Raw genomic sequence first — 20,000 nt, 5'->3', positions numbered from 1 at the left:
CTCGCTATCTGTTCTTGCACCGTCATGTCGTCAGGCTCTCCGCTCGGGAACGTCCCCATCCCAAGCATCAATGGAGAATGCCATGGCTGAAGCAGTCCGCAACTATCCCAGGCTCGCAGGCGAGATCGTCGATCTCGTCGGCGGCGAGAAGAACATCCAGTCGGCGTCGCACTGCGCGACCCGGCTCCGACTCGTCCTGAACGACACCCCCGCCGGTGCCAAGGACAAGGTGGCCGCGCTGCCCGGCGTCATCACCGTCGTCGAGGCTGGCGGCCAGTTCCAGGTCGTCATCGGCTCGCACGTCGGCGAGGTGCACGAGGCGCTCATGTCGAACGCCAACATCTCGAACAACGTGCCGGAGACGACGGCCCACAAGCCGTCCATCCTGAACCGCGTCATCGCGACCATGTCGGCCGTGTTCGCACCCTTCGTGTACATCCTCGCCTCCGCAGGCCTCCTGCAGGGCTCGCTCATCATCACGCGCATGATCTGGCCGGCGTTCGAAGGCACCGGCACCGACCTCGTGCTCACGTTCATCTCCTGGACGCCATTCGCGTTCCTGCCGATCTTCATCGCCATCACCGCGTCGAAGCACTTCAAGGTCAACACCTACATCGCCGTGCTCTGCGCCGCCGCGATCATGAACCCCGACTGGGCCGCCCTCGCGGGCCGCATCGAGGGTGGCGAGACCATCGACTTCCTCGGCATCGCCCTCAACTCGACGACCTACTCGTCATCCGTGCTGCCCCCGCTGATCCTCGTCTGGGTGCTCTCCTACCTCGAGCGCTTCCTCAACAGATACCTTCGCGGCGTCGCGCAGGCCCTCCTCGTGCCGCTCATCTCGGCCGTCGTCATGGTTCCGCTTGTGCTGCTCGTCATCGGCCCGCTCTCCGCAGCAGGCGCATCCGGCGTCGCCAACGGCTACAACTGGCTCGTCGAGATCGCGCCGGCCGTCGCAGCAGGCCTCATCGGCGCCTTCTGGCAGGTCGCCGTCATCTTCGGCGTGCACTGGGGCGTCACGCCGTTCGTGCTCGACAACTTCGACCGCTTCGGCCAGGACTCGTTCCAGGCATTCCAGACCGCGGCCGTCATCGCCCAGGTCGGTGCCGCGTTCGGCGTGTTCCTCAAGACCCGCAACAAGGAGATGCGCGGCGTCTCCGGCTCCGCGGCCGTCACCGGCATCTTCGGCATCACCGAGCCAGCCATCTACGGCGTCACGCTCCGACTCAAGCGCCCGTTCCTCCTCGCCTGCATCGCCGGCGCGGTCGGAGCGATCACGATCTCCTTCTTCGGCTCGCGCTACTACGCGTACGCCGGCCTGCCGGGCATGCTGACCATCGTCAACTCGGTCAGCCCCGACAACCCCAACTCCATCATCGGCATGGTCGTCGGATGCGCCGTCGCCTTCTTCGGAGCCGCCGCACTCGTGTACTTCATCGGCTTCAAGGACGTCGTCGCCGAGAACCTCCCCACGAGCGACCTCGACCAGGCTCGCCCCACCGACCCTGAGCAGAACGCCCGCTTCGAGGCAGCCCTCACCGCATCGAACAGCACCGGCGTCGTCGCCAGCCCGCTCGAAGGCCAGGTGCTGACCCTCGCCGAGGTGCCAGACGAGGTCTTCTCGGCAGGCGTCATGGGCTCGGGCGCGGCCATCGACCCCGCAGGCCACCAGGTCTTCGCCCCCTTCGACGGCACGGTCGTCTCCGTCTTCCCGTCGAAGCACGCCATCGGCCTCATCTCCGACGAGGGCGTCGAGGTGCTCATCCACGTCGGCATCGACACCGTCCAGCTGAACGGTGAGCACTTCACCGCCCACGTCTCCGAGGGCACCGAGGTGAAGCAGGGCGCGCTCCTCCTCGAGTTCGACGCCGTCGCCATCAAGGCCGAGGGCTACTCCCTCATCACCCCCGTCCTCATCACCAACTCCGGCAGCTACAGCGAGGTCGTCGCGACCGGAGCGGGAGCAGTCGCAGCAGGCGACCAGCTCGCCGTCGCCGTCGCGTCCGCATCCGCCACCGCGCCCGCCGGCAACTGACCAGCACTCCCGACGAGATCACAGACGAGAAAGGCACTCATCACCATGAGCAGACTCCCAAGCGACTTCCTCTGGGGCGGCGCCGTCGCAGCACACCAGCTCGAGGGCGGGTGGGATGCGGACGGCAAGGGACCGAGCGTCGTCGACGTCCTCACCGCGGGTGAGCACGGCGTGCCCCGCCGCATCACCGACTCCGTCGAGGCCGGTGAGTTCTACCCGAACCACGAGGCCATCGACCACTACCACCGGTACCGCGAGGACATCGCACTGCTGGCCGAGATGGGCCTCAAGTGCTTCCGCACGTCCATCCAGTGGACCCGCATCTTCCCGAAGGGCGACGAGCTCGAGCCGAACGAGGCCGGCCTGAAGTTCTACGACGACCTCTTCGACGAGCTGCTGAAGCACGGCATCGAGCCCGTCGTCACGCTCTCGCACTTCGAGGTGCCCCTGCACCTCGCCCGCGAGTACGGCGGCTTCCGCAACCGTGCCCTCGTCGGCTTCTTCGAGCGCTTCGCGAAGGTGTGCTTCGAGCGGTACGCGACGAAGGTCAAATACTGGATGACGTTCAACGAGATCAACAACCAGCTCGACACCCGCAACGAGCTGTTCCTCTGGACCAACTCGGGAGTGCTCCTTACACCGGAGGACAACCCGCGCGAGGTCGTGCTGCAGGTCGCGCACAACGAGCTCCTCGCATCCGCTCTCGCGGTGAAGGCCGGCCACGACGTCGACCCGAACCTGCAGATCGGCGGCATGATCTCGCACGTCCCGATCTACCCGTACTCCTGCAACCCGGCCGACGTGCTCGAGGCGCAGATCTCGAGCCGCGACCGCTTCCTGTTCCCCGACGTGCACGTGCGCGGCCACTACCCGGCCTACGCGGTGCGGGAGCGCGAGCGCGAGGGCTACGACATCGGCTGGCAGGACGGCGACGCCGAGATCCTCGCGGCTGGCACTGTCGATTACCTCGGCTTCAGCTACTACATGTCGACCGTCGCGAAGGCCGACGTGCAGAACGACGAGAAGATCTTCAACGGCGGCCTCGCCAACTCCGTGCCGAACCCGTACGTGAAGGCCAGCGACTGGGGATGGCAGATCGACCCCGTCGGCCTGCGCTACGCCCTCAACGTGCTCACCGAGCGCTACGAGCTGCCCCTCTTCATCGTCGAGAACGGCTTCGGGGCGATCGATGTCGTGAACGAGGACGGCTCGATCGACGACGACGCGCGCATCGAGTACCTGAAGGCGCACATCGAGCAGGTCGAGCTCGCCGTCTCCGAAGACGGCGTCGACCTCATGGGATACACGCCGTGGGGCATCATCGACGTCGTCTCGTTCACGACCGGCGAGATGAAGAAGCGCTACGGCATGATCTACGTCGACCGCGACAACGCCGGCAACGGCACCATGGAGCGCTCGAAGAAGAAGTCGTTCGACTGGTACGCGGGCGTCATCGGCGCCAACGGCACCGGAATCTAGTGTCCTTCCCGGGGCCCCGCACGTCGGGGTCCCCGGGAATCCACTCGGGCTGCGTCCAAGCGGACGTAGTCTTCATCTGTGCGTGCGGCGGCTGAATACAGACGCGGCACGCCGAACCAGAGAACGTGAGGAGGGGAGACCCGATGACGAAGACGCAGACGGGAACCCTGCTGAGGGTGTTGAACAACAACGCCGTCATGGTCGACGCCGCCGGTGACCGCGTCATCCTGCTCGGCCGCGGCATCGGCTTCGGGAAGCGCCTCGGCGACACCGTCGAGCTGGCCTCCGCGACCGAATCGTTCGCCCCCTCCACCGCGCTCGAGCTGCGGCAGCTCGCCGACTTCGCCCGCGAGATCCCGCTCGAGGTCTTCCGCGTGGCGCGCCGGGCCGTCGACCACGCCGAGACGGCAGGTGACGTGCGGCCGAGCCAGGCGCTCCTGCTCTCCGTCGCCGACCACCTGCACTTCGCGGTCGTCCGAGCCCAGACCGGCCTGCGCGTCGACTTCCCCCTCAAGTGGGAGATCGCGCAGCTCTACCCGCGCGAGACGCAGCTCGGGCAGGCGACCGTCGGCTTCGCCAACGAGGAGCTCGGCGCGGATGCGGCCATCGACGCCGACGAGGCCACCGCCTTCGCCATGCACTTCGTCAACGCGCAGTTCGCGAAGTCCGACACCTCGCAGACCGTCGCCATGACGAAGACCCTGCAGAGCGTCGTCGACGTGGTCACCGAAACCTTGGGGGCGGATGCGACCGCCGACCCCACGAACGTCGCCCGCTTCGTCACCCACCTGCGCTACCTGTACGCGCGCATGACGACCCGCACACAGCTCGACAGCGCTCCCCCGCAGCTCTTCACGGCCATCCGCGACTCGTACCCCGAGATCGTCGCCACGAGCGACCGAGTGCGGGACATCATCGAAGCGCAGGGCGGGAAGCTCAGCGAGGCCGAGATCTGCTACCTCGAGATCCACCTCGCGCGCCTCTCGACGAGCGGCCGGGAGCCGCAGGCGGCACCCGCCGAGTCAGCTGCGGCTGCGGACGAGCCGTCCACTGAATCGGCGACCGCAACCCACTCACAGAACAGTCCTCAGACTTAAGCCTGTCCCCCGCGCGAGCGCGGTCAGCACACGGTGCGACGCTCCACCGTCATGCCTGTGACGAAGATCGTCTGGTTGGTGTTCTGCGTTGGCGCGCCGTTCATAGCGGGCGCTTCGGTGTGCCCGAGGTTCGAGTACCGAATCGTGAAGGAGCGCATCGGCCCGGGGAAGACGACATCGACCTGACCGCCCGGGCCGTCTTCGTTCTTGTCCTCGTTGGCGGTGTTGCGCCAGGGGGCATCCCTCCTCCCCGCTCCAGTAACCGTCGAACCGACAGGGAGACGAGCAGCCCAGGGGGCTGAGGACTCCAGCACGACTCCGTCGATGAAATCCCTTGTGCGCATGAACCCCGCCTGCCACATGCGGTCGATATCGGTGATCGCGAAGCGGACGTTGTAGAGGTCCTCCTCGAACGAGAACGTGACCGTCTGGACATCGTTTGCAGTCGGCGCGACTTGCGTGCTCGCGCCGTTGTGCTGGCTGATCTGATATCCGCGCTGGCCGATACCTCCGACGAAGCCAGATGAGATCCTCGCGTTGGTTGCTTCTGTGCGCATCTGTCCCGCAAACGTGTGCGTGACGCGCCCCGCGATGTTTGTCGAACCCGGCTTCGCGCCCGGCTGCGGAGTGAACACAGCGATCTTTTCCACGGGCGTCGAGCGGCCAAGGGCCACGCTCGTACCCGAGACGCTGGCGAGACCCCAGTCGATCTTGAAGTCGGGGTCGATGCACAGCGTGGAGGCGGCTGCGAGCGGGGCGGCGACCGCGAGCGCGAGCACTGGCGCCGACCAGGCCGCCGCGGTGAGCAGGCTGCGGCGGCTCGTGGTCTGGAGTGCGGTGGTTTCGGTCTTGGTTCCGGGCTTGGTCGGTTCGATGTTCTGCATGAGCGCGTCCTTCTGCGGGGGCATGAGAGCACGCCAGCGACAACGGCGACACTGGGGGCAGTGGCGATGTGAGTGCTGGCGCACGGAAGAGCACCGCGCGGGGGTGCGTTCGGTGCGAGAGCGTGCTGGCCATCGCCGCCTCCGCAGCCGCGGTCTCCGCCCTGTGGCGGTACGCGGTGCCGGTTCGCGACGAACGGCTCGATACCCAAAACACTATGCGAAACCATAGACCTACCGGTCGGTCCGGCGACGCATCAGACGAATCCCGCGACAGATCGTCGACCTTCTCGCCGAGAGACGTGCAGCGCCGGCGCCTCAACGAGGGCCCGGATCGGCGTAGCGTTCAGTCGCGCCCGAGCGCTTCGATCGCCTGCTGCATGGAGAGCACGGACGCGAAGCCCGCCGACTTCGCCGCCGATCTGCGCTGGGCGGCCGAATCGCCCTCGGCGAGCAGGTGCCCGGCGTGCCTCGCGCGGGCGTTCCGCAACTCCACTGCCGGGGTCATCCCCACGCTCTCGAATGCCCTGTGCAGCAGCGACCGCGAGACGTTGAGGCGCTGAGCGAGCGTCGTCGCCGTGAGCGTGCGATCCGCGAACTCGCGTGCGATGATCTGCCGCGCCCCCTCGAGCAGCACGATGAAGCGGTCGCCCCCGTCACCCGCATCCGCCCTGAACCGCCCGACGGCCTCCGCGATGCTCGCGAGCAGGGCGGACTCGATGGCGATGCGGAGGTTGCCCGCACCCGGCCCCGAGTACTCGGTGTCCGAATCCAGGATGCTCGTGACAAGCGCGCGCAGGGCGCGGCTGTAGACGGGGTCGGCGTCGACTCTGAGCGGGAACTCCCTGATGATCGGCTCGATGGCGGAGCGTCGCACCGAGTAGAGGAACAGGGTCGTCTCATCAGGGCTCGAGAACTCGTGCGGCTTCCGCGGATCGAAGAGGAGAAACGAGCCAGGGGGCAGCTCGTGCGCGACGCCCGCGATGGTGACCGTGGTGGTTCCGGTGATGGAGGAGAGCACCTGCACGGTCTCGAGGTCGCCTGGTGCGATCTCGCCGATCGTGGCGCGCACCGGGGACAACCGGAGCCTCCACATGGCGACCTCGCCCAGGTCGATTGCGGTGACGTCGACGGCGAAGTCGGGCCCGGCCTGCTCCACCCGGTAGCCGCTCAGCTCGGCGAACGTGAGTGCACTGCTCCCCCGGTGCCGGTGTCGTTGGGGGGATGCCACCCGGCTATTTTCCCATGACTCAGCTGAACAGCACGGATTCGACGTCCACCCGCACCCCCCTCATCGCTGCTTCGCGACGGCTCTTCCGAGGCGCGACGCGCCCTCTTCAAGTCGCTCGACGGACGTGTCGCCGTAGGAGAGCCGGAGGCGTCGATCCGAATCCGTGCCCGGCCCTGACGGGAAGAACGAGCCGCGCTGGTAGCTGATGCCTTCGGCCGTCGCGTCGTCCGCGAGCTTGTCGGCGTCAATCGAGTCGTCCGCGATGCGCGGCCAGAGGAACAGGCCGCCCTCCGGTGCGTCGATCTCGAAGACCCCGGGGGCTTCGGCTTCGAGGGCAGCCGCGAGCGCATCCGCTCGCTCCCGGTACAGGGCGCGGGCAGAGGCGAGGGTGTCGTCGAAGAACGTGGGCGTCGAGCCGAGCAGCTCGGCGACCGCGTGCTGCACGAGCTGCGACGAATGCGAGTCCTGGCGGGCGCGCAACGACACGAAGTCGGGCACGAGCCGCTCTGGCAGCACGATCCAGCCGAGGCGCAGGCCGGGGCCGAGCGTCTTCGTGAACGTGTTGATGTGGATCACGTGCGACGAGGTGTTGAACACCTCGAAATCGAGCTCCTCGCCTCGGAAGCCGAGCTCCCGGTACGGGTTGTCGGCGAGGAGGATGAAGTTGTACTGCTCCGCGAGGCGCACGAGCTCGCGGCGACCCTCGAGGGTGAGGCTGTGCTGCGACGGATTGTGGAAGTCGGGCACCGTGTAGACAGCAGAGGGGCGAGCACCGGCGTCGAGGTGCGCCTCCAGCTCGGCGACGTCGAAGCCGTTGCGACCGACCGTGATCGGCAGGATCTTGGCGTCCGAGAGCTCGAGCCCACGCAGGAACAAGGGGAAGATCGGGTTGTCGACTGCTACGAGCCCTCCGCGCTCGACGACGAGCTGCACGGCCAGCGAGATGCCGTGGAAACCGCCGTTCGTGACGAGGATGCGCGACACCGGCACACCTTCGCGGGCGGCGATCCACTCCCGGAGCGCGGGGACGCCCTCGGTGCGCCCGTACTGCAGGGCCGGCACGCCCGGCACCGAGAGCACACGCGCGGTCGCCTCGGCCAGCTCGGCCGAGGGCAGCACCGACGGGTCGGGGATGCCGCCGAGCAGCTCGATCGCATCGGGGTGACGATCGCGCAGGGTGGCGTCGCCGAAGCCCTTCGGCGCCGTGAACGCACGGGCGAGTTCGGTCGAGGTCCAGGTCGGGGGCGCTGATGCTGCCGACGTCTCGGTGGGGTGCTGGGGAGTGGCGGTGGTCGTCATCGTGTGTCGCTCTCTTTCGCCTGGGCGGTCAGCCCCGGACAGATCAGGAATTCTCGAAGCGGCTCACCCGCGGCGCGGGCGTGCCGGTGTGCATCAGACGAGCGCCGGGACCTGCTCGGCCGGCGTCGTGGGCACTGGGGCCGCATGCCCGTAGCTCGGCGTCGGGATGGCGTCGATGAGCGCCCGCGTGTACGGCTGCTCGGGATGTGCGAGCACCTCGGCGACGCGCCCCGACTCGACGACCCGCCCGCCCTGCAGCACGGACACCGTGTCGGCGACCTGCCGCACGAGCGCGAGGTCGTGCGAGACGAACAGGTAGGTGAGGCCGAGCTCGGCCTGCAGCTGGAACAGCACCTCGAAGATCTCGGCCTGCACGGTCACGTCGAGCGCCGAGGTCGGCTCGTCGAGGACAAGCACGTCGGGACGCAGCACGAGTGCGCGCGCGATCGCGACGCGCTGGCGTTGCCCGCCGGAGAGCGCCGAGGGCTTCCTCGACAGGAACTCCGCGCCCAGACCCACCGACGCGAGCGCGGCACGCGCCTTCTCGGCACGCTCCCGCTTGTCGCCGACCTTGTAGCGGTCGAGCGGCTCGCGCACGATGCGCTCCACCCGCCACGTCGGATCGAGCGAGGTGAACGGGTTCTGGTAGACGAGCTGCAGGTGGCGGCGGATCTCACGCAGCTGCTTCGGCGAGCTGCCGTCGACCCGCGCGTCGCCGACCCGGACCTCGCCGGCGTCCGCCTCCTCGAGGCCGAGGAGGATGCGCACGGCCGTGGTCTTCCCGGAGCCCGACTCCCCCACGAGCGCGTGCGTCGTTCCGGCCTTGACGGCGAACGACACGTCGTCGAGCGCCGCCACCTGCCGGTCGCCGACGGAGAAGCTCTTCGAGACGCCCGCGACGGTGACCCGGTCGGCCGGGCCGCCGCGGCCGCCGCGGCTCTGCTGATCCCGATTGCGCAGCGAGCCGTACCGGTCGGGGTTCAGCGCTGGCGCATCCTGTCGCAGGCGAACCGTGTACGGCGACGTCGACTCGGTGAAGACCCGCTCGGTGAGGCCGGACTCCTGCACCTCCCCGCCCCTGAGGACAACGATCTTCTGCGTGCGCTCGGCCGCGATCGCGAGGTCGTGCGTGATGAGCACGAGCCCGATGCCGAGCTCGCTCTGCAGTTCGCTGAGCACCTCGAGGATGCGCTTCTGGATCGTCACGTCGAGCGCGCTCGTCGGCTCGTCAGCGATGAGCAGGTCGGGGCTCGGGAGCACGGCGAGTCCGATGAGAACACGCTGCAGCATGCCGCCGGAGAGCTGATGCGGGTACGACTCGTAGACCCGCTTCGGGTCGGGCAGCCCGACCCGCTCGAAGGTCGCGAAGATGAGCTCCCGCTGCTCGTCGCGCGACAGGCCGTCGACGAGGTCGGCCGCCTCGTGCGCCTGCGAGCCGATGGTGCGCACGGGGTTGAGGGCGTTGGCCGGGTCCTGCGGCACGAAGCCGATGCGCGTGCCCCGCAGCGGCCGGAACTGGCGCGGCGAGTAGGCGAGCACATCCCTGCCCTCGAAGCGGATGCTGCCGGCGGCCTTGCCGCCGTCCGGCAGGAGGCGGAGGATCGCGCGGGCGATCGTCGATTTGCCCGACCCCGACTCCCCGATGAGCGCGAGGCTCTCGCCACGGTCGAGGGTGAAGCTCACGTCGGTGACGACCTGGCTCTTCCCGTACGCGACCGAGAGGTTCTCCACCTGCAGGAGGGGCTGACGGTCTGATGCTGATGCTGATGCTGATGCTGATGCTGATGCTGAAGTCATAGCGTGTCTCTCTTCGTCTGTTCAGTCGGGATCAGGCGAGCGATCAGGACGTCTGCCGGAGCCACCGGCTGATGCGGTTGACGGAGAGCACCGTCGCGATGGTGACAAGCGCGGGCCACAGGACAAGCCAGGGGGCGCGCGGGTAGTCCTTGCCGTTGGAGATGAGGAGGCCCCAGTCGGATGCGGGAGGCGGGTCGCCGTAGCCGAGGAACGCGAGGCCGGCGATGACGAGGATCGACAGCCCGAACTGCAGCACGGCGAGCGCCAGCACGGAGCGGGAGGCGTTCGGCAGGACGTGCCCGCCGAGCACGTGCCACTTCGAGCCACCCTGCAGGTACGCGGCCTCCACGAACGTGGCCCGCCTCGTCTTCAGCACCTCGGAGCGCATGACACGGGCGAAGACGGCGACCGCGGAGACGCCCGTCGCGATCGCGGCATTGATGGTCTGGAAGCCGAGCGAGGAGACGATGACGACGGCGAGGAGGAAGCTCGGGATCGCGAGCAGCACATCCACGAACCGGGCGAGCACCGTGTCGGTCCACGAGCCGATGAAGCCGCCGATGAGGCCGATCGCGCCGCCGACCACGACGCCGATGACGACGGCGACGAGCGCCGACGAGATCGACGACTGCGTGCCGAAGACGACCCGAGCGAACTGGTCGCGGCCCAGGTGGTCGGTGCCGAACCAGTGCTGCAGGCTCGGGCCGAGGAACTTGTCGGCCGGAACCCCGTCGACGGGGCTGTACGAGGTGAAGACACCGGGGAGCAGCGACCAGGCCAGTACCAGGGCGAGAACGACGAACGACAGAACGACCGTCGGCGGGAGCACGCCGATCGCGCGCACCTTGAATGCGGCCTTCGGGCTGCGTCCGCCCGTGGCGCCTGGGGCGGCGTTCAGAACTGCGGAGGTCATACGATGCTCGCCTCTTCCTTGAGCGGGGAGATGGACCTGGTCGACGCGGCTGTCGCCATCGCGCGTTCGGGCGTGGATGCATCCCCGTCGCCGATCACGGGGCCGCCCTTCTTGCGGTTGCCCTCGATGTCGACGCGCGGGTCGAGGATCGGGTAGGCGAGGTCGGCGAGCAGGTTGACGACGACGAAGACGACCGCGGCGAGGCCGACGACCGCCTGCAGCACAGGGAGGTCCTGGCTCGCGACGGCGCGCTGCACGATGCTGCCGATGCCGCTCCGCCCGAAGACGGCCTCCGTGATGAGCGAGCCGCCGAGCAGCTCGCCCACCGTGAGCGCGAGGACCGTGACGGCGGGGAGCGCCGACGGCTTCAGCAGGTGGCGAGTGAAGAGGCGACGCTGCGTGAGGCCGCGCGAGCGCGCCACCGACGCGTATTCCTGCGAGGACGCGTGGTCGAGGTTCGTGATGAGCACCTCCGCGATCTGCGCCGAGACGGGGATGCCCAGGGCGACGGCGGCGAAGAACGTCGCCCACCCGCTCTCCGGGTCCACGATGCGGAACAGCCCGAGCCCGAACGCGAACACGTTGATGAGGAGCAGGCCGATGACGAAGTTCGGCACCGACAGGAACAGCGACGGGAACGCGCGGAGCAGGCCCTGGCCGTAGCGGACAGGCAGCACCTGTGTGCCGAACGCGATGAGCACGGCGAGCACCACGGCGACGAGGAGGGCGCTGCCCGCGAGCGCGAGCGTCGAGGGCAGCGCATCCCCGATGAGGTCGGCGACCGGGAGGTTCGACCGCAGCGAGACGCCGAAGTCACCGACCACGAACCGCGTGAGCGACCCCCACAGCTGCACGAGCAACGGCTGGTCGAGGCCGTAGTAGGCCACGATGCGGGCGATCTCCTCCTCCGTGAACCCGTTGTCCGGGTTCCGGAGCGTGCTCGTCACCGGGTCGCCCGGCAGCACGCTGATGACGAAGAACGTGAAGACGTAGGCGAGCAGGACGACGATGACCGCCTGTCCCGTGCGCCTCAGCGCGAAACGCGTGTAGTTCTGTCTCATGGTGCTCAGCTCCCGACGATCGGGTCCTAGTCGACCCATGCCGTGTAGTAGTTGGCGTAGGCGACGCCGTTGTAGGTGACGTCGTGCAGGTTCGGCGACTGCACGTAGACGCGCTGCACGATCTGCGTGAGCGGGGCGAAGTAGCCCTGCTCGAGCACGTAACCCTGGAGCTCGTCGGCGAGCGCCGCGCGGGAATCCGTGTCGCTCGAGCTGGAGATGCCCTCGGCGTACTCGTTGAGCTTCGTGTCGCTCGTGCCGACACCGAACCAGTCCTCGTCGCCGGTGTTCTGGCTCGTGAGGATGCCCGCGACGGTGCCGACGTCGATGAAGCTGCGCGTGATCTCCGTCGCCGGGATCTCGACGCCGCTGTTGAGGACACGCTCCCCGTAGGTGACGACGTCGTACGCCTCGATCTTCACGTCGAAGCCGATCTTCTTCAGCTGCTGCGCGACGAGCTCGTCGACCGACTGCGAGGTGGCGAGGTACGGGTTCGGGTAGAGCGTCACGGCGAGCGTCTCGCCGTCCTTCGAGCGGATGCCGTCAGCACCCTCGGCCCAGCCGGCCGCATCCAGCAGCTTCTTGGACTCCTCGGGGTCGAACGCGAACGCGGCGCTGTGGTCGGTCGCCTCCGGCACGTTGCTCTGGATGAACGACTCCGCGGCCTCCCAGTCCTCCGTGTAGACGGTGGAGAGGATCTCGTCGCGGTCGATTCCGTGCTGGAACGCCTGCCGCACCTCGGTCTCGTTGAACGGGGCGACCTGCGTGTTCAGCGCGTAGCCGTTGACGAAGCCGAGGTAGCGGGGAACCGCGACCTCGAAGCCCTCGTCGGCAAGCGCATCCAGCTCCTGCGGGGAGGTGTTGTACGCGACGTCGGCCTGCCCCGCCTGCACGGAGGACGTGCGCAGCGACGGCTCGGCGACGATCTGGTACGTGATGGAGTCGAGGAACGCTGGCCCCGTGTGCTCGAGCGCCTCCGGCCCCCAGTTGTAGTCCTCGCGTTTGGTCAGGACGACGTCCTGGCCCTCCTGCCACGACTCGACCGTGAATGGGCCGCTGCCGACGAAGTTGCTGAGGTCTGCCTGCTGCTCCGCGGGCAGCGCGATGACGGAGGGCGAGGTGAGGATCGAGCCGTGGTAGCCGAGCGTCGGGATGAAGCCGAGCGTGGGCTGCGAGAACGTCACCTCGACGGTCGTGGCGTCGACCGCGGTCGCGCCCTCGTAGTTGGCGGCAGGGAACAGGCCGATGCGGTTGATGCCGCGGTCGGGGTCACCCTTGGCCCAGATGTCGAGGTTCGCGACGACCGCCTCCGCGTCGACGGGGGTGCCGTCCGAGAAGGTCACGCCGTCCTTGAGGTTGAGCGTGTACTCGGTGGCGTCCTCGTTCTGCTCCCAGCTCTCCGCGACCCACGGGCTGACGTTGCCCTCCCCGTCGACGTAGACGAGCTTGTCGGTGACGTGGCCCCAGACGTGACCCTGGTAGCTGGAGATGGCGCTGTTGTTGGGGATCCAGGTGTCGCCGAGCGAGTCGATGAGGAACGTGATGTCGCCGCCGTCCTGCGGTTCACCCTCCCCTGCCGCGCCGGGCGCCGCGTCTGAGGTCGCGCAGGCCGCGAGCAGCGACATGCTCGCGAGCACGCCGATGGCTGCGGCGAGTTTCCGTCGGAGTCGTGGGTGTCGTGTCGACATGGTGTGTGCTGCTTTCTCGGGGGTGTGCTGCTGCGTGGAGGGGGTGATGAGCGGGATGCTCGAGGAGCCGGGTACGTGCGCCTGGGTCAGATGGCCTTGCCCGGGTTGAAGAGCGCGGCGGGATCGAACGCGCGCTTGATGGCGTGCTGCGCCTCGCGGTTGCGGTCGGAGAGCTCGAGGGCCGCGAGGTCGAGCTTCGAGGTGCCGATGCCGTGCTCGCCGCTCACTGTTCCGCCGAGTTCGAGCGCGAACTGTGCGAGGGCGACGGCTGCGTCGTGCAGCTGCGGGGGCACGACGGCGGGGTCGGCGCCCTCGGGGATGCGGAGCGTGATCACGGGGTGCAGGTTGCCGTCGCCGGCGTGCGCGACGGCGCCGATCGTCACGCCGAAGCGCTCCTCGACGACCGGGAAGTGCGCGAAGATCTCGGGGATGCGCGACTTGGGCACGGCGATGTCGCCGCCCGCGAACCACTCGGCCGGGTCGAAGCCACGACCTGAGCGGCGCAGCTCCCACAGCGCTTCGCCGTCCTCGACGCTCTCCTCGGTGACGAGGCCGCCCACGGCCTCGAGCGCGGCCCGCAGGTCGGCGGACTGCTCGTCGATGCCGTAGCCGTCGAGCTCGATGAGCAGGAGGGCGCCGCCGCGTGCGGTGAGCGTGCTGCCGCTGTGCTTGTCGATGTTCTCGAGGGTGCGCGCGTCGAAGAACTCGACGACGCTGGGACGCACCGTGCTGCGCGTGATGGCGGAGAGCGCATCCGCACCCGCCGCAGGGCTCTCAAAGAATGCCGAGACCGTGCGCCGGGCGACAGGGATGGGGCGAAGGCGAACGGTCGCCGCGACGACGATGCCCAGGATGCCCTCGGAGCCGACGAAGAGGGAGACGAGGTCGAGGCCCGTGACGCCCTTGATGGAGCGGTGGCCGACATGCACGAGACTGCCGTCGGCGAGCACCACGTCGAGCGCGAGGATCGACTCGCGCGTGACGCCGTACTTCGCGCAGCGCAGGCCGCCCGCGTTGGTGGCGATGTTGCCCCCGATCGAGGAGATGTCCCAGCTGGCGGGGTCCGGCGCGTAGAAGAGCCCGTACGGCTCGAGGTGGCGGTTGAGGTCGGCGTTGATGACACCGGGTTCGACGACGGCGACCTCGTCGAGCGGGCTCACCTCGACGACCCGGTTGAGGCGCTCTGTCGAGACGACGAGCTGAAGCTGGTCTGCCGTGGCACCGCCCGCGAGCCCGGAGCCAGCGCCACGCGGCACGACGGCGACCCCGTGCCTGCCCGCGGCGCGGACAACCGCCTGCACCTCCTGGGCAGAGACGGGGAACGCGACGGCCGGGCCGAGGTCGATGCCGGCGAGGCGCGCCCTGGTGCTCGCATCCACCGCGTACTCGCGCGTCTCTGCCGAAGGAACGCGCACCTCGAGCTGCGGCAGCTCGGTCGCCAGCTCGCCGATGACACGCTGCAGAGGTTCCGCGGACTCAGCTCCTGGGACGGTGGCTGACGCGGAGCGCTGGGCGGTTGGCGCGGGGGTGGCGAGCTCGGTGGGCATGCTGGCCTTTCGACGGGGCGGGGAGCGATCCCTCGAAAGGTACGGAAGGGCCGATGCCCTGGATAGGCGGCCTCGTCGCATCCCTTCGCCAAACGTTGCCGGACTTCAGACAGCGTCACGCTTCGTAACGACGCGCGCTGCAGAGTGGCGCGGAGACGCGATGAGGTTGCCTGCCATGCAACTCACGGTGGAACCGGGCGCGCGCCGCTTCATCTGCAGAGACACGAAAGGCGGGCCGCGCGATGTGCGCGGCCCGCCTCTGCGAGCGCCGATCCCCCGAGTAATGGACTACCGGAGGAGATGGGGGTTGGCCGTTACGCCTGCAGGCTGCCACCGTTCGTGCGGATGACCTCGGCGTACCAGTCGAACGACTTCTTCTTGTAGCGCTCGAGCGTGCCCGAGCCGTCGTCATTGCGGTCGACGTAGATGAACCCGTACCGCTTGCTCAGCTGCGCCGTGCTCGCCGAGACGAGGTCGATGCAGCCCCACGTCGTGTAGCCGAGCAGCTCGACGCCGTCGGCGATCGCCTCGCCGGCCTGCACGAGGTGGTCGTTGAGGTAGGCGATGCGGTAGTCGTCCTCGACGGTCTTGACCCCGCCGACCTCGATGAGCTGGTCCTTCGCCCCGAGACCGTTCTCGACGATGAACAGGGGCTTCTGCCACCGCTCCCAGAACTGGTTCATGACGATGCGCAGACCGACCGGGTCGATCGCCCAGCCCCATTCGCTCTTCTCGAGCGTCGGGTTCGGCACGCCGCCCATGATGTTGCCCTCGCCGGCGCCAGCCGCGGGATCCGCCGTCTCCGCGATGCTCATGTAGTAGCTGAACGAGATGAAGTCGACCGTGTTCTTCAGGATCTCGCGGTCCTCATCCGTGATGTTGAGGTTGATGCCCTTCTCCTTGAAGAGGCGAAGCGCGAAGCCCGGGTACTCGCCGCGCACGTGCACGTCGCCGAACATGAGGTTCGAGTGGTCGACGTCCATGACGACGAGCGCATCGGCCGGGCTCGGGGTGAGCGGGTAGACGGGCATGGCGATGAGCATGCAGCCGACCTGCGCGTTCGGGGCGATCTCGTGGGCGATCTTGGTCGCGAGCGCCGAGGCGACGAGCTCGTGGTGGATGGCCTGGTAGAGGTCCTGCTCGCTGAGCTGGTCCTTCGGTGTGAGGATGCCGCCGCTCATGAGCGGAACGTGCAGCACCGAGTTGATCTCGTTGAACGTGAGCCAGTACTTCACGCGCGACCCGTAGCGCTCGAACAGCACACGCGCATAGCGCTCGTAGAAGCCGATCAGCTCACGGCTCACCCAGCCGTCGTACTTCTGCGCGAGGTGCAGCGGCGTCTCGTAGTGGGAGATGGTGACGAGCGGCTCGATGCCGTGCTTCTCGAGCTCGTCGAGCACGCGGTCGTAGAACGCGAGCCCCTCTTCGTTCGGCTCGAGCTCGTCGCCCTTCGGGAAGATGCGGCTCCACGCGATCGAGAAGCGGAACGTCTTGAACCCCATCTCGGCGAAGAGCGCGATGTCCTCCGCGTACCGGTTGTAGAAGTCGATGCCGACGTGCTTGAGGTTGTCGTCCGTCGGCCCCTCGGTGGGAGGCGCCAGGACGCCCTTCGGCATGACGTCCTGGATGGAGAGGCCCTTGCCCCCGTCGAGGTAGCCGCCTTCGAGCTGGTTGGCTGCGGTCGCGCCGCCCCAGAGGAATCCGTCTGGGAAGTTCGTTGTCGTCATACGCGTGTCTCCTTCGTTCTGCGATGCGTTCGTGCGTGAGTTCGTGTGGATGTGGAGGTGCGGCTGGAGGCGTGGATGCGCCTACTTGGCGAGCGCGACGGCCTCGACCGACTTCGCCAGGTAGAGCGCCTCTCCATGCGAGATGGGGCCGGTGACCTGGCTCGTGATCTCCGGGTACAGGTCGGCGTTCGTGATGATGACGGGCGTCGTGACGTCGTAGCCGGCCGCCTTGATGGCGTCGACGTCGAACTCGATGAGCAGCTGCCCCGCGGTGACGGCCTGGCCGGACTCGACCTTCATCGAGAAGTGCTGGCCGTTCAGCTTCACCGTGTCGACGCCGATGTGGATGAGCACCTCGGCACCATCCGCGTGGCGCAGCCCGATGGCGTGTCCCGTCGGGAAGGCGGCAGCGACAACACCGTCGAAGGGTGCGTAGACGGCGCCGGAGCTGGGGAGGACGGCAGCGCCCTTGCCGAGCACACCGCCCGCGAACACTGGGTCGGACACCTCGGAGAGCGCGACGGCGGTGCCGTCGAGGGGGCTTCGGACCTCGAGGTCGTTGTTGGCGACCGCGGCCGGGGCATCCTCATCCACCGGGTCCTTGAAGCCGAGGATGACGGTGAGCAGGAAGGACACCACTATCGCGGCGAACAGGCCGAGGCCGAGGAACACCATGTTGCCGTTGCCGAACAGCGCCGGCAGGGCAAGACCCGAGGCGATCACGAAGGCGCTGGAGAAGACGCCTCCTGAGGCGATGATCGCCCCGCCGATGGCACCCCCGACGACACCGAAGATGAAGGGGCGCTTGAGCGGCAGGTTGATGCCGTAGATGGCTGGCTCGGTGATGCCGGCGAGGAACCCAGAAAGTGTGGCGGGAGCGGCGAGCGACTTGATGTTCTTGTTTCGCGTTCGCACCCACACTCCTGCGACGGCCGCGGCCTGGGCCAGGACAGCAGCGAAGACGGGGCCGACGAGGAAAAGCTGGCCCGTCGACTGGAGTTCGAGCGTGAACAGCGGCACGAAGCCCCAGTGGAGACCGAAGATGACGAACACCTGCCACAGACCGCCCATGATGGCGCCGCCGAGCCATGGCACGTTCGCGAAGACCCAGCCGATGCCCTCGCCGAGCCATCCGCTCAGGAGCGCGGAGATCGGGCCGACGACCACGAAGACGAGTGGGACCGCGATCAGGACGACGATCATGGGCGTCAGGAAGCGGCGAACCGAGGAGTGCAGCTTCGCGTAGAGGAACTTCTCGGCGTAGCTCTGCAGCCACACGATGAGGATGATCGGGATGACGCTGGAGACGTAGCTGACCATCGTGAACGGGATACCGAAGAACGTCAGCCCCTCGGCTCCGACCAGCGGGGTGATCGTCGGGTAGACGAGCGCTCCGGCGATCGCGAAGGAGGTCCATTCGGAGGCCTTGAAGTACCGCGCGGCCGTGATCGCAAGGGCCATCGGCAGGAAGTTGATGAACGCGTCGGACAGCGCGTTGAGGACCAGATAGGTCGACGTGTCGGTTGCGATCCAGCCGAACGTCGCCGCAGCGGACAGGAAGGCCTTCAGGAGGCCGGTGCCCGCCAGCGCCCAGAGCAGGGGCGTGAAGAGGGCCGCGATCATCGAGATGAAGCGGTTGAAGAGGTTCTTCTTCGGCTCGTCGGGGTCGACCGTCGTGGTCTGCGTGCCCGCGACGAGGCCCGAGATCTTGCCGAGCTCGGCGTAGACCTCTGGCACCTCGTTGCCGATGACGACCTGGTACTGGCCGCCGGCCTCGGCCGTCGTGATGACGCCCGGGATGGCCTTGACGGCCGCCTTGTCGATCTTCGCGTCGTCCCTGATCGCGAAGCGCAGTCGGGTCATGCAGTGCACGACCGACTTGACGTTCTCTTCGCCGCCGACGCCCTTGAGCACATCCGCTGCAACTCTTGAGTGATCCATGGGACCGCTCTCCTTCTCCCGCCTGTGGCGGCAACTCAGTCTGGAGTCCCTGGGCTGTCGCCCCCGCCAGGCGTCTCGTAGGAGATTTTGGGCAACAAAAAAACCTGAACTCGAACACCGCCATTTCGGCGATATGAGTTCAGGTTTTGCCCGCTTGACCGGTAACAATCCAAGGATTCCGCAGGACTTCATTGCCCTGCGGCAGTCACTCTAGCATCGGCTCGACGTCCGTGCCATAGGCAATGTGCTGAGCGAGGCGTTCGATGTGCACGGTGACGTACAGCAGCTCCTCGTCGGTCAGCTCGACCCCCGTCGCTTCGCGCACGTAGCCCTTCACCTGCTCGGCGATCGCGAACGAGCGCGGGTAGGTGCGCTTCGTGAAGTCGAAGAATGACGAGTCTGTTGAGCGGAGCATGCTGCGCGACACGAGCCGCTGCAGGAGGAATTGGATGTGGAGGATGAAGCGCGCGTAGTCGTGGCTGTCCACGTCGAGGTCGACCCCGAGGCCGGCCTCCACGGTGACGACGACGTGCTGCACGCGCCGGAACAGGAGCGCCGAGGTGCCGTCCGGTTCGTCGCGTGTGGAGTTCAGCACGTGCATGGTCAGGAAGACTGCTTCTTCCGGCGGGAGCTCACGTCCGAGTGCCGCGGAGATCGACGCTGCCATCTGCTTGGAGGCGGCGAATTCCTGGGGGTGCAGCACCCGGAGCTCCGGCATGGAGGTCGCGGGGATGCGGATGCCCTTGTCGAGGCGTTCGAGGACGTATTGGATGTGGTCGATGATCGCGAGGGGCAGGCGCTTGCCGAGGTCACGGCCGAGGGTGCGCTCGGCTTCGTCGACGGCGCCCATGACGGCTTCGACGACCGCGTAGGGCACGGCGCTCAGCAGCTGCAGTGCCTGGTCGCCCTCGCTGCCCGTTGCGAGCACGAAGGTCTTCTCGACGCGGGATGGCTCGATGAGGTCGCCCGGCTTGAGTTGGAAGCCGAGCCCTCGCCCCATCAGCACGCGCTCGTGCCCGGATCCGTCGATCTGGATCACAACGTTGTTGTTGATGACCTTCGAGATGCCGGGGCCCGGGGAGTTGCTGGCGTCGTGGGAGTTCCTCCTGCGGGATTCACCCATGTGCGGCATTGTATTGCTCCTGGCTCGGAGGAATCGTCGTGCGTGGTCTGCAGCCGTGTTTCCGGGCAACAAAAAAGCCGGGGTTGATGGGTGAGGAGCATCTCTGCTCACTCACCAACCAACCCCGGCTCATGAAGAAGTCCGGCGGTGACCTACTCTCCCACAGGGTCCCCCCTGCAGTACC

Annotated in this window: 14 protein-coding genes; 3 read left to right on the top strand and 11 right to left on the bottom strand. The window is 67.8% G+C overall.

The window, feature by feature from the left end; all coding sequences use genetic code 11:
- The first annotated feature begins 82 nt into the window (after window positions 1-82).
- The 3 genes from HDC34_RS15150 (at window position 83) to HDC34_RS15140 (ending at window position 4,611) form a co-directional block, all read left to right on the top strand.
- Complete coding sequence (locus tag HDC34_RS15150) at window positions 83-2,035, top strand: beta-glucoside-specific PTS transporter subunit IIABC (RefSeq protein ID WP_179557630.1); 1,953 nt, start codon at window positions 83-85, stop codon at window positions 2,033-2,035.
- Window positions 2,036-2,080: 45 nt separating this feature from the next.
- Window positions 2,081-3,514, top strand: a complete 1,434-nt coding sequence (locus HDC34_RS15145) for a 6-phospho-beta-glucosidase (protein WP_179557629.1) — start codon at window positions 2,081-2,083, stop codon at window positions 3,512-3,514.
- A gap of 143 nt (window positions 3,515-3,657) precedes the next feature.
- Entirely contained in the window at window positions 3,658-4,611 is a 954-nt protein-coding gene (locus tag HDC34_RS15140) for a PRD domain-containing protein (protein WP_179557628.1), read from the top strand.
- A gap of 23 nt (window positions 4,612-4,634) precedes the next feature.
- On the opposite strand, the gene HDC34_RS15135 is transcribed toward HDC34_RS15140, so the two are convergent.
- The 11 genes from HDC34_RS15135 to HDC34_RS15085 all read right to left on the bottom strand — a co-directional run bounded on the left by HDC34_RS15135 (window position 4,635) and on the right by HDC34_RS15085 (window position 19,816).
- Window positions 4,635-5,495, bottom strand: a complete 861-nt coding sequence (locus HDC34_RS15135) for a hypothetical protein (protein ID WP_179557627.1) — start codon at window positions 5,493-5,495, stop codon at window positions 4,635-4,637.
- A 343-nt stretch (window positions 5,496-5,838) separates the two neighbouring features.
- Window positions 5,839-6,723, bottom strand: a complete 885-nt coding sequence (locus HDC34_RS15130; RefSeq protein ID WP_179557626.1) for an AraC family transcriptional regulator — start codon at window positions 6,721-6,723, stop codon at window positions 5,839-5,841.
- A gap of 60 nt (window positions 6,724-6,783) precedes the next feature.
- Entirely contained in the window at window positions 6,784-8,022 is a 1,239-nt protein-coding gene (locus HDC34_RS15125) for a PLP-dependent aminotransferase family protein (RefSeq protein ID WP_179557625.1), read from the bottom strand.
- A gap of 93 nt (window positions 8,023-8,115) precedes the next feature.
- The gene (locus tag HDC34_RS15120; RefSeq protein WP_179557624.1) at window positions 8,116-9,819 is read right to left on the bottom strand and encodes an ABC transporter ATP-binding protein; all 1,704 of its coding nucleotides are present in this window, start codon (window positions 9,817-9,819) and stop codon (window positions 8,116-8,118) included.
- Between the two features lie 43 nt (window positions 9,820-9,862).
- Window positions 9,863-10,732, bottom strand: coding sequence for an ABC transporter permease (locus HDC34_RS15115; protein ID WP_179557623.1), 870 nt, complete (start codon window positions 10,730-10,732; stop codon window positions 9,863-9,865).
- Window positions 10,729-11,793 (bottom strand): ABC transporter permease, encoded by a 1,065-nt coding sequence (locus tag HDC34_RS15110; protein ID WP_179557622.1) that lies wholly within the window; start codon window positions 11,791-11,793, stop codon window positions 10,729-10,731. The genes HDC34_RS15115 and HDC34_RS15110 overlap by 4 nt, the downstream gene beginning before the upstream one ends.
- A 26-nt stretch (window positions 11,794-11,819) precedes the next feature.
- On the bottom strand, window positions 11,820-13,478 hold the full coding sequence (locus tag HDC34_RS15105; RefSeq protein WP_179557621.1) for an ABC transporter substrate-binding protein: 1,659 nt from the start codon (window positions 13,476-13,478) through the stop codon (window positions 11,820-11,822).
- 86 nt (window positions 13,479-13,564) lie between these two features.
- On the bottom strand, window positions 13,565-15,025 hold the full coding sequence (locus tag HDC34_RS15100; protein WP_179557620.1) for an FAD-binding oxidoreductase: 1,461 nt from the start codon (window positions 15,023-15,025) through the stop codon (window positions 13,565-13,567).
- Window positions 15,026-15,339: 314 nt separating this feature from the next.
- Complete coding sequence (locus HDC34_RS15095) at window positions 15,340-16,752, bottom strand: glycoside hydrolase family 1 protein (RefSeq protein WP_179557619.1); 1,413 nt, start codon at window positions 16,750-16,752, stop codon at window positions 15,340-15,342.
- 81 nt (window positions 16,753-16,833) lie between these two features.
- The gene (locus tag HDC34_RS15090; protein ID WP_179557618.1) at window positions 16,834-18,693 is read right to left on the bottom strand and encodes a beta-glucoside-specific PTS transporter subunit IIABC; all 1,860 of its coding nucleotides are present in this window, start codon (window positions 18,691-18,693) and stop codon (window positions 16,834-16,836) included.
- 205 nt (window positions 18,694-18,898) lie between these two features.
- Window positions 18,899-19,816, bottom strand: a complete 918-nt coding sequence (locus tag HDC34_RS15085) for a PRD domain-containing protein (protein WP_179557617.1) — start codon at window positions 19,814-19,816, stop codon at window positions 18,899-18,901.
- Between the last annotated feature and the right edge of the window lie 184 nt (window positions 19,817-20,000).

Origin of the sequence: Pseudoclavibacter sp. JAI123 (assembly GCF_013409665.1) — a bacterium.
Classification (GTDB): Bacteria; Actinomycetota; Actinomycetes; order Actinomycetales; family Microbacteriaceae; genus Pseudoclavibacter.
Note: the sequence above shows the minus strand (reverse complement) of the source record. Positions and strands in the feature narration are given on the sequence as shown.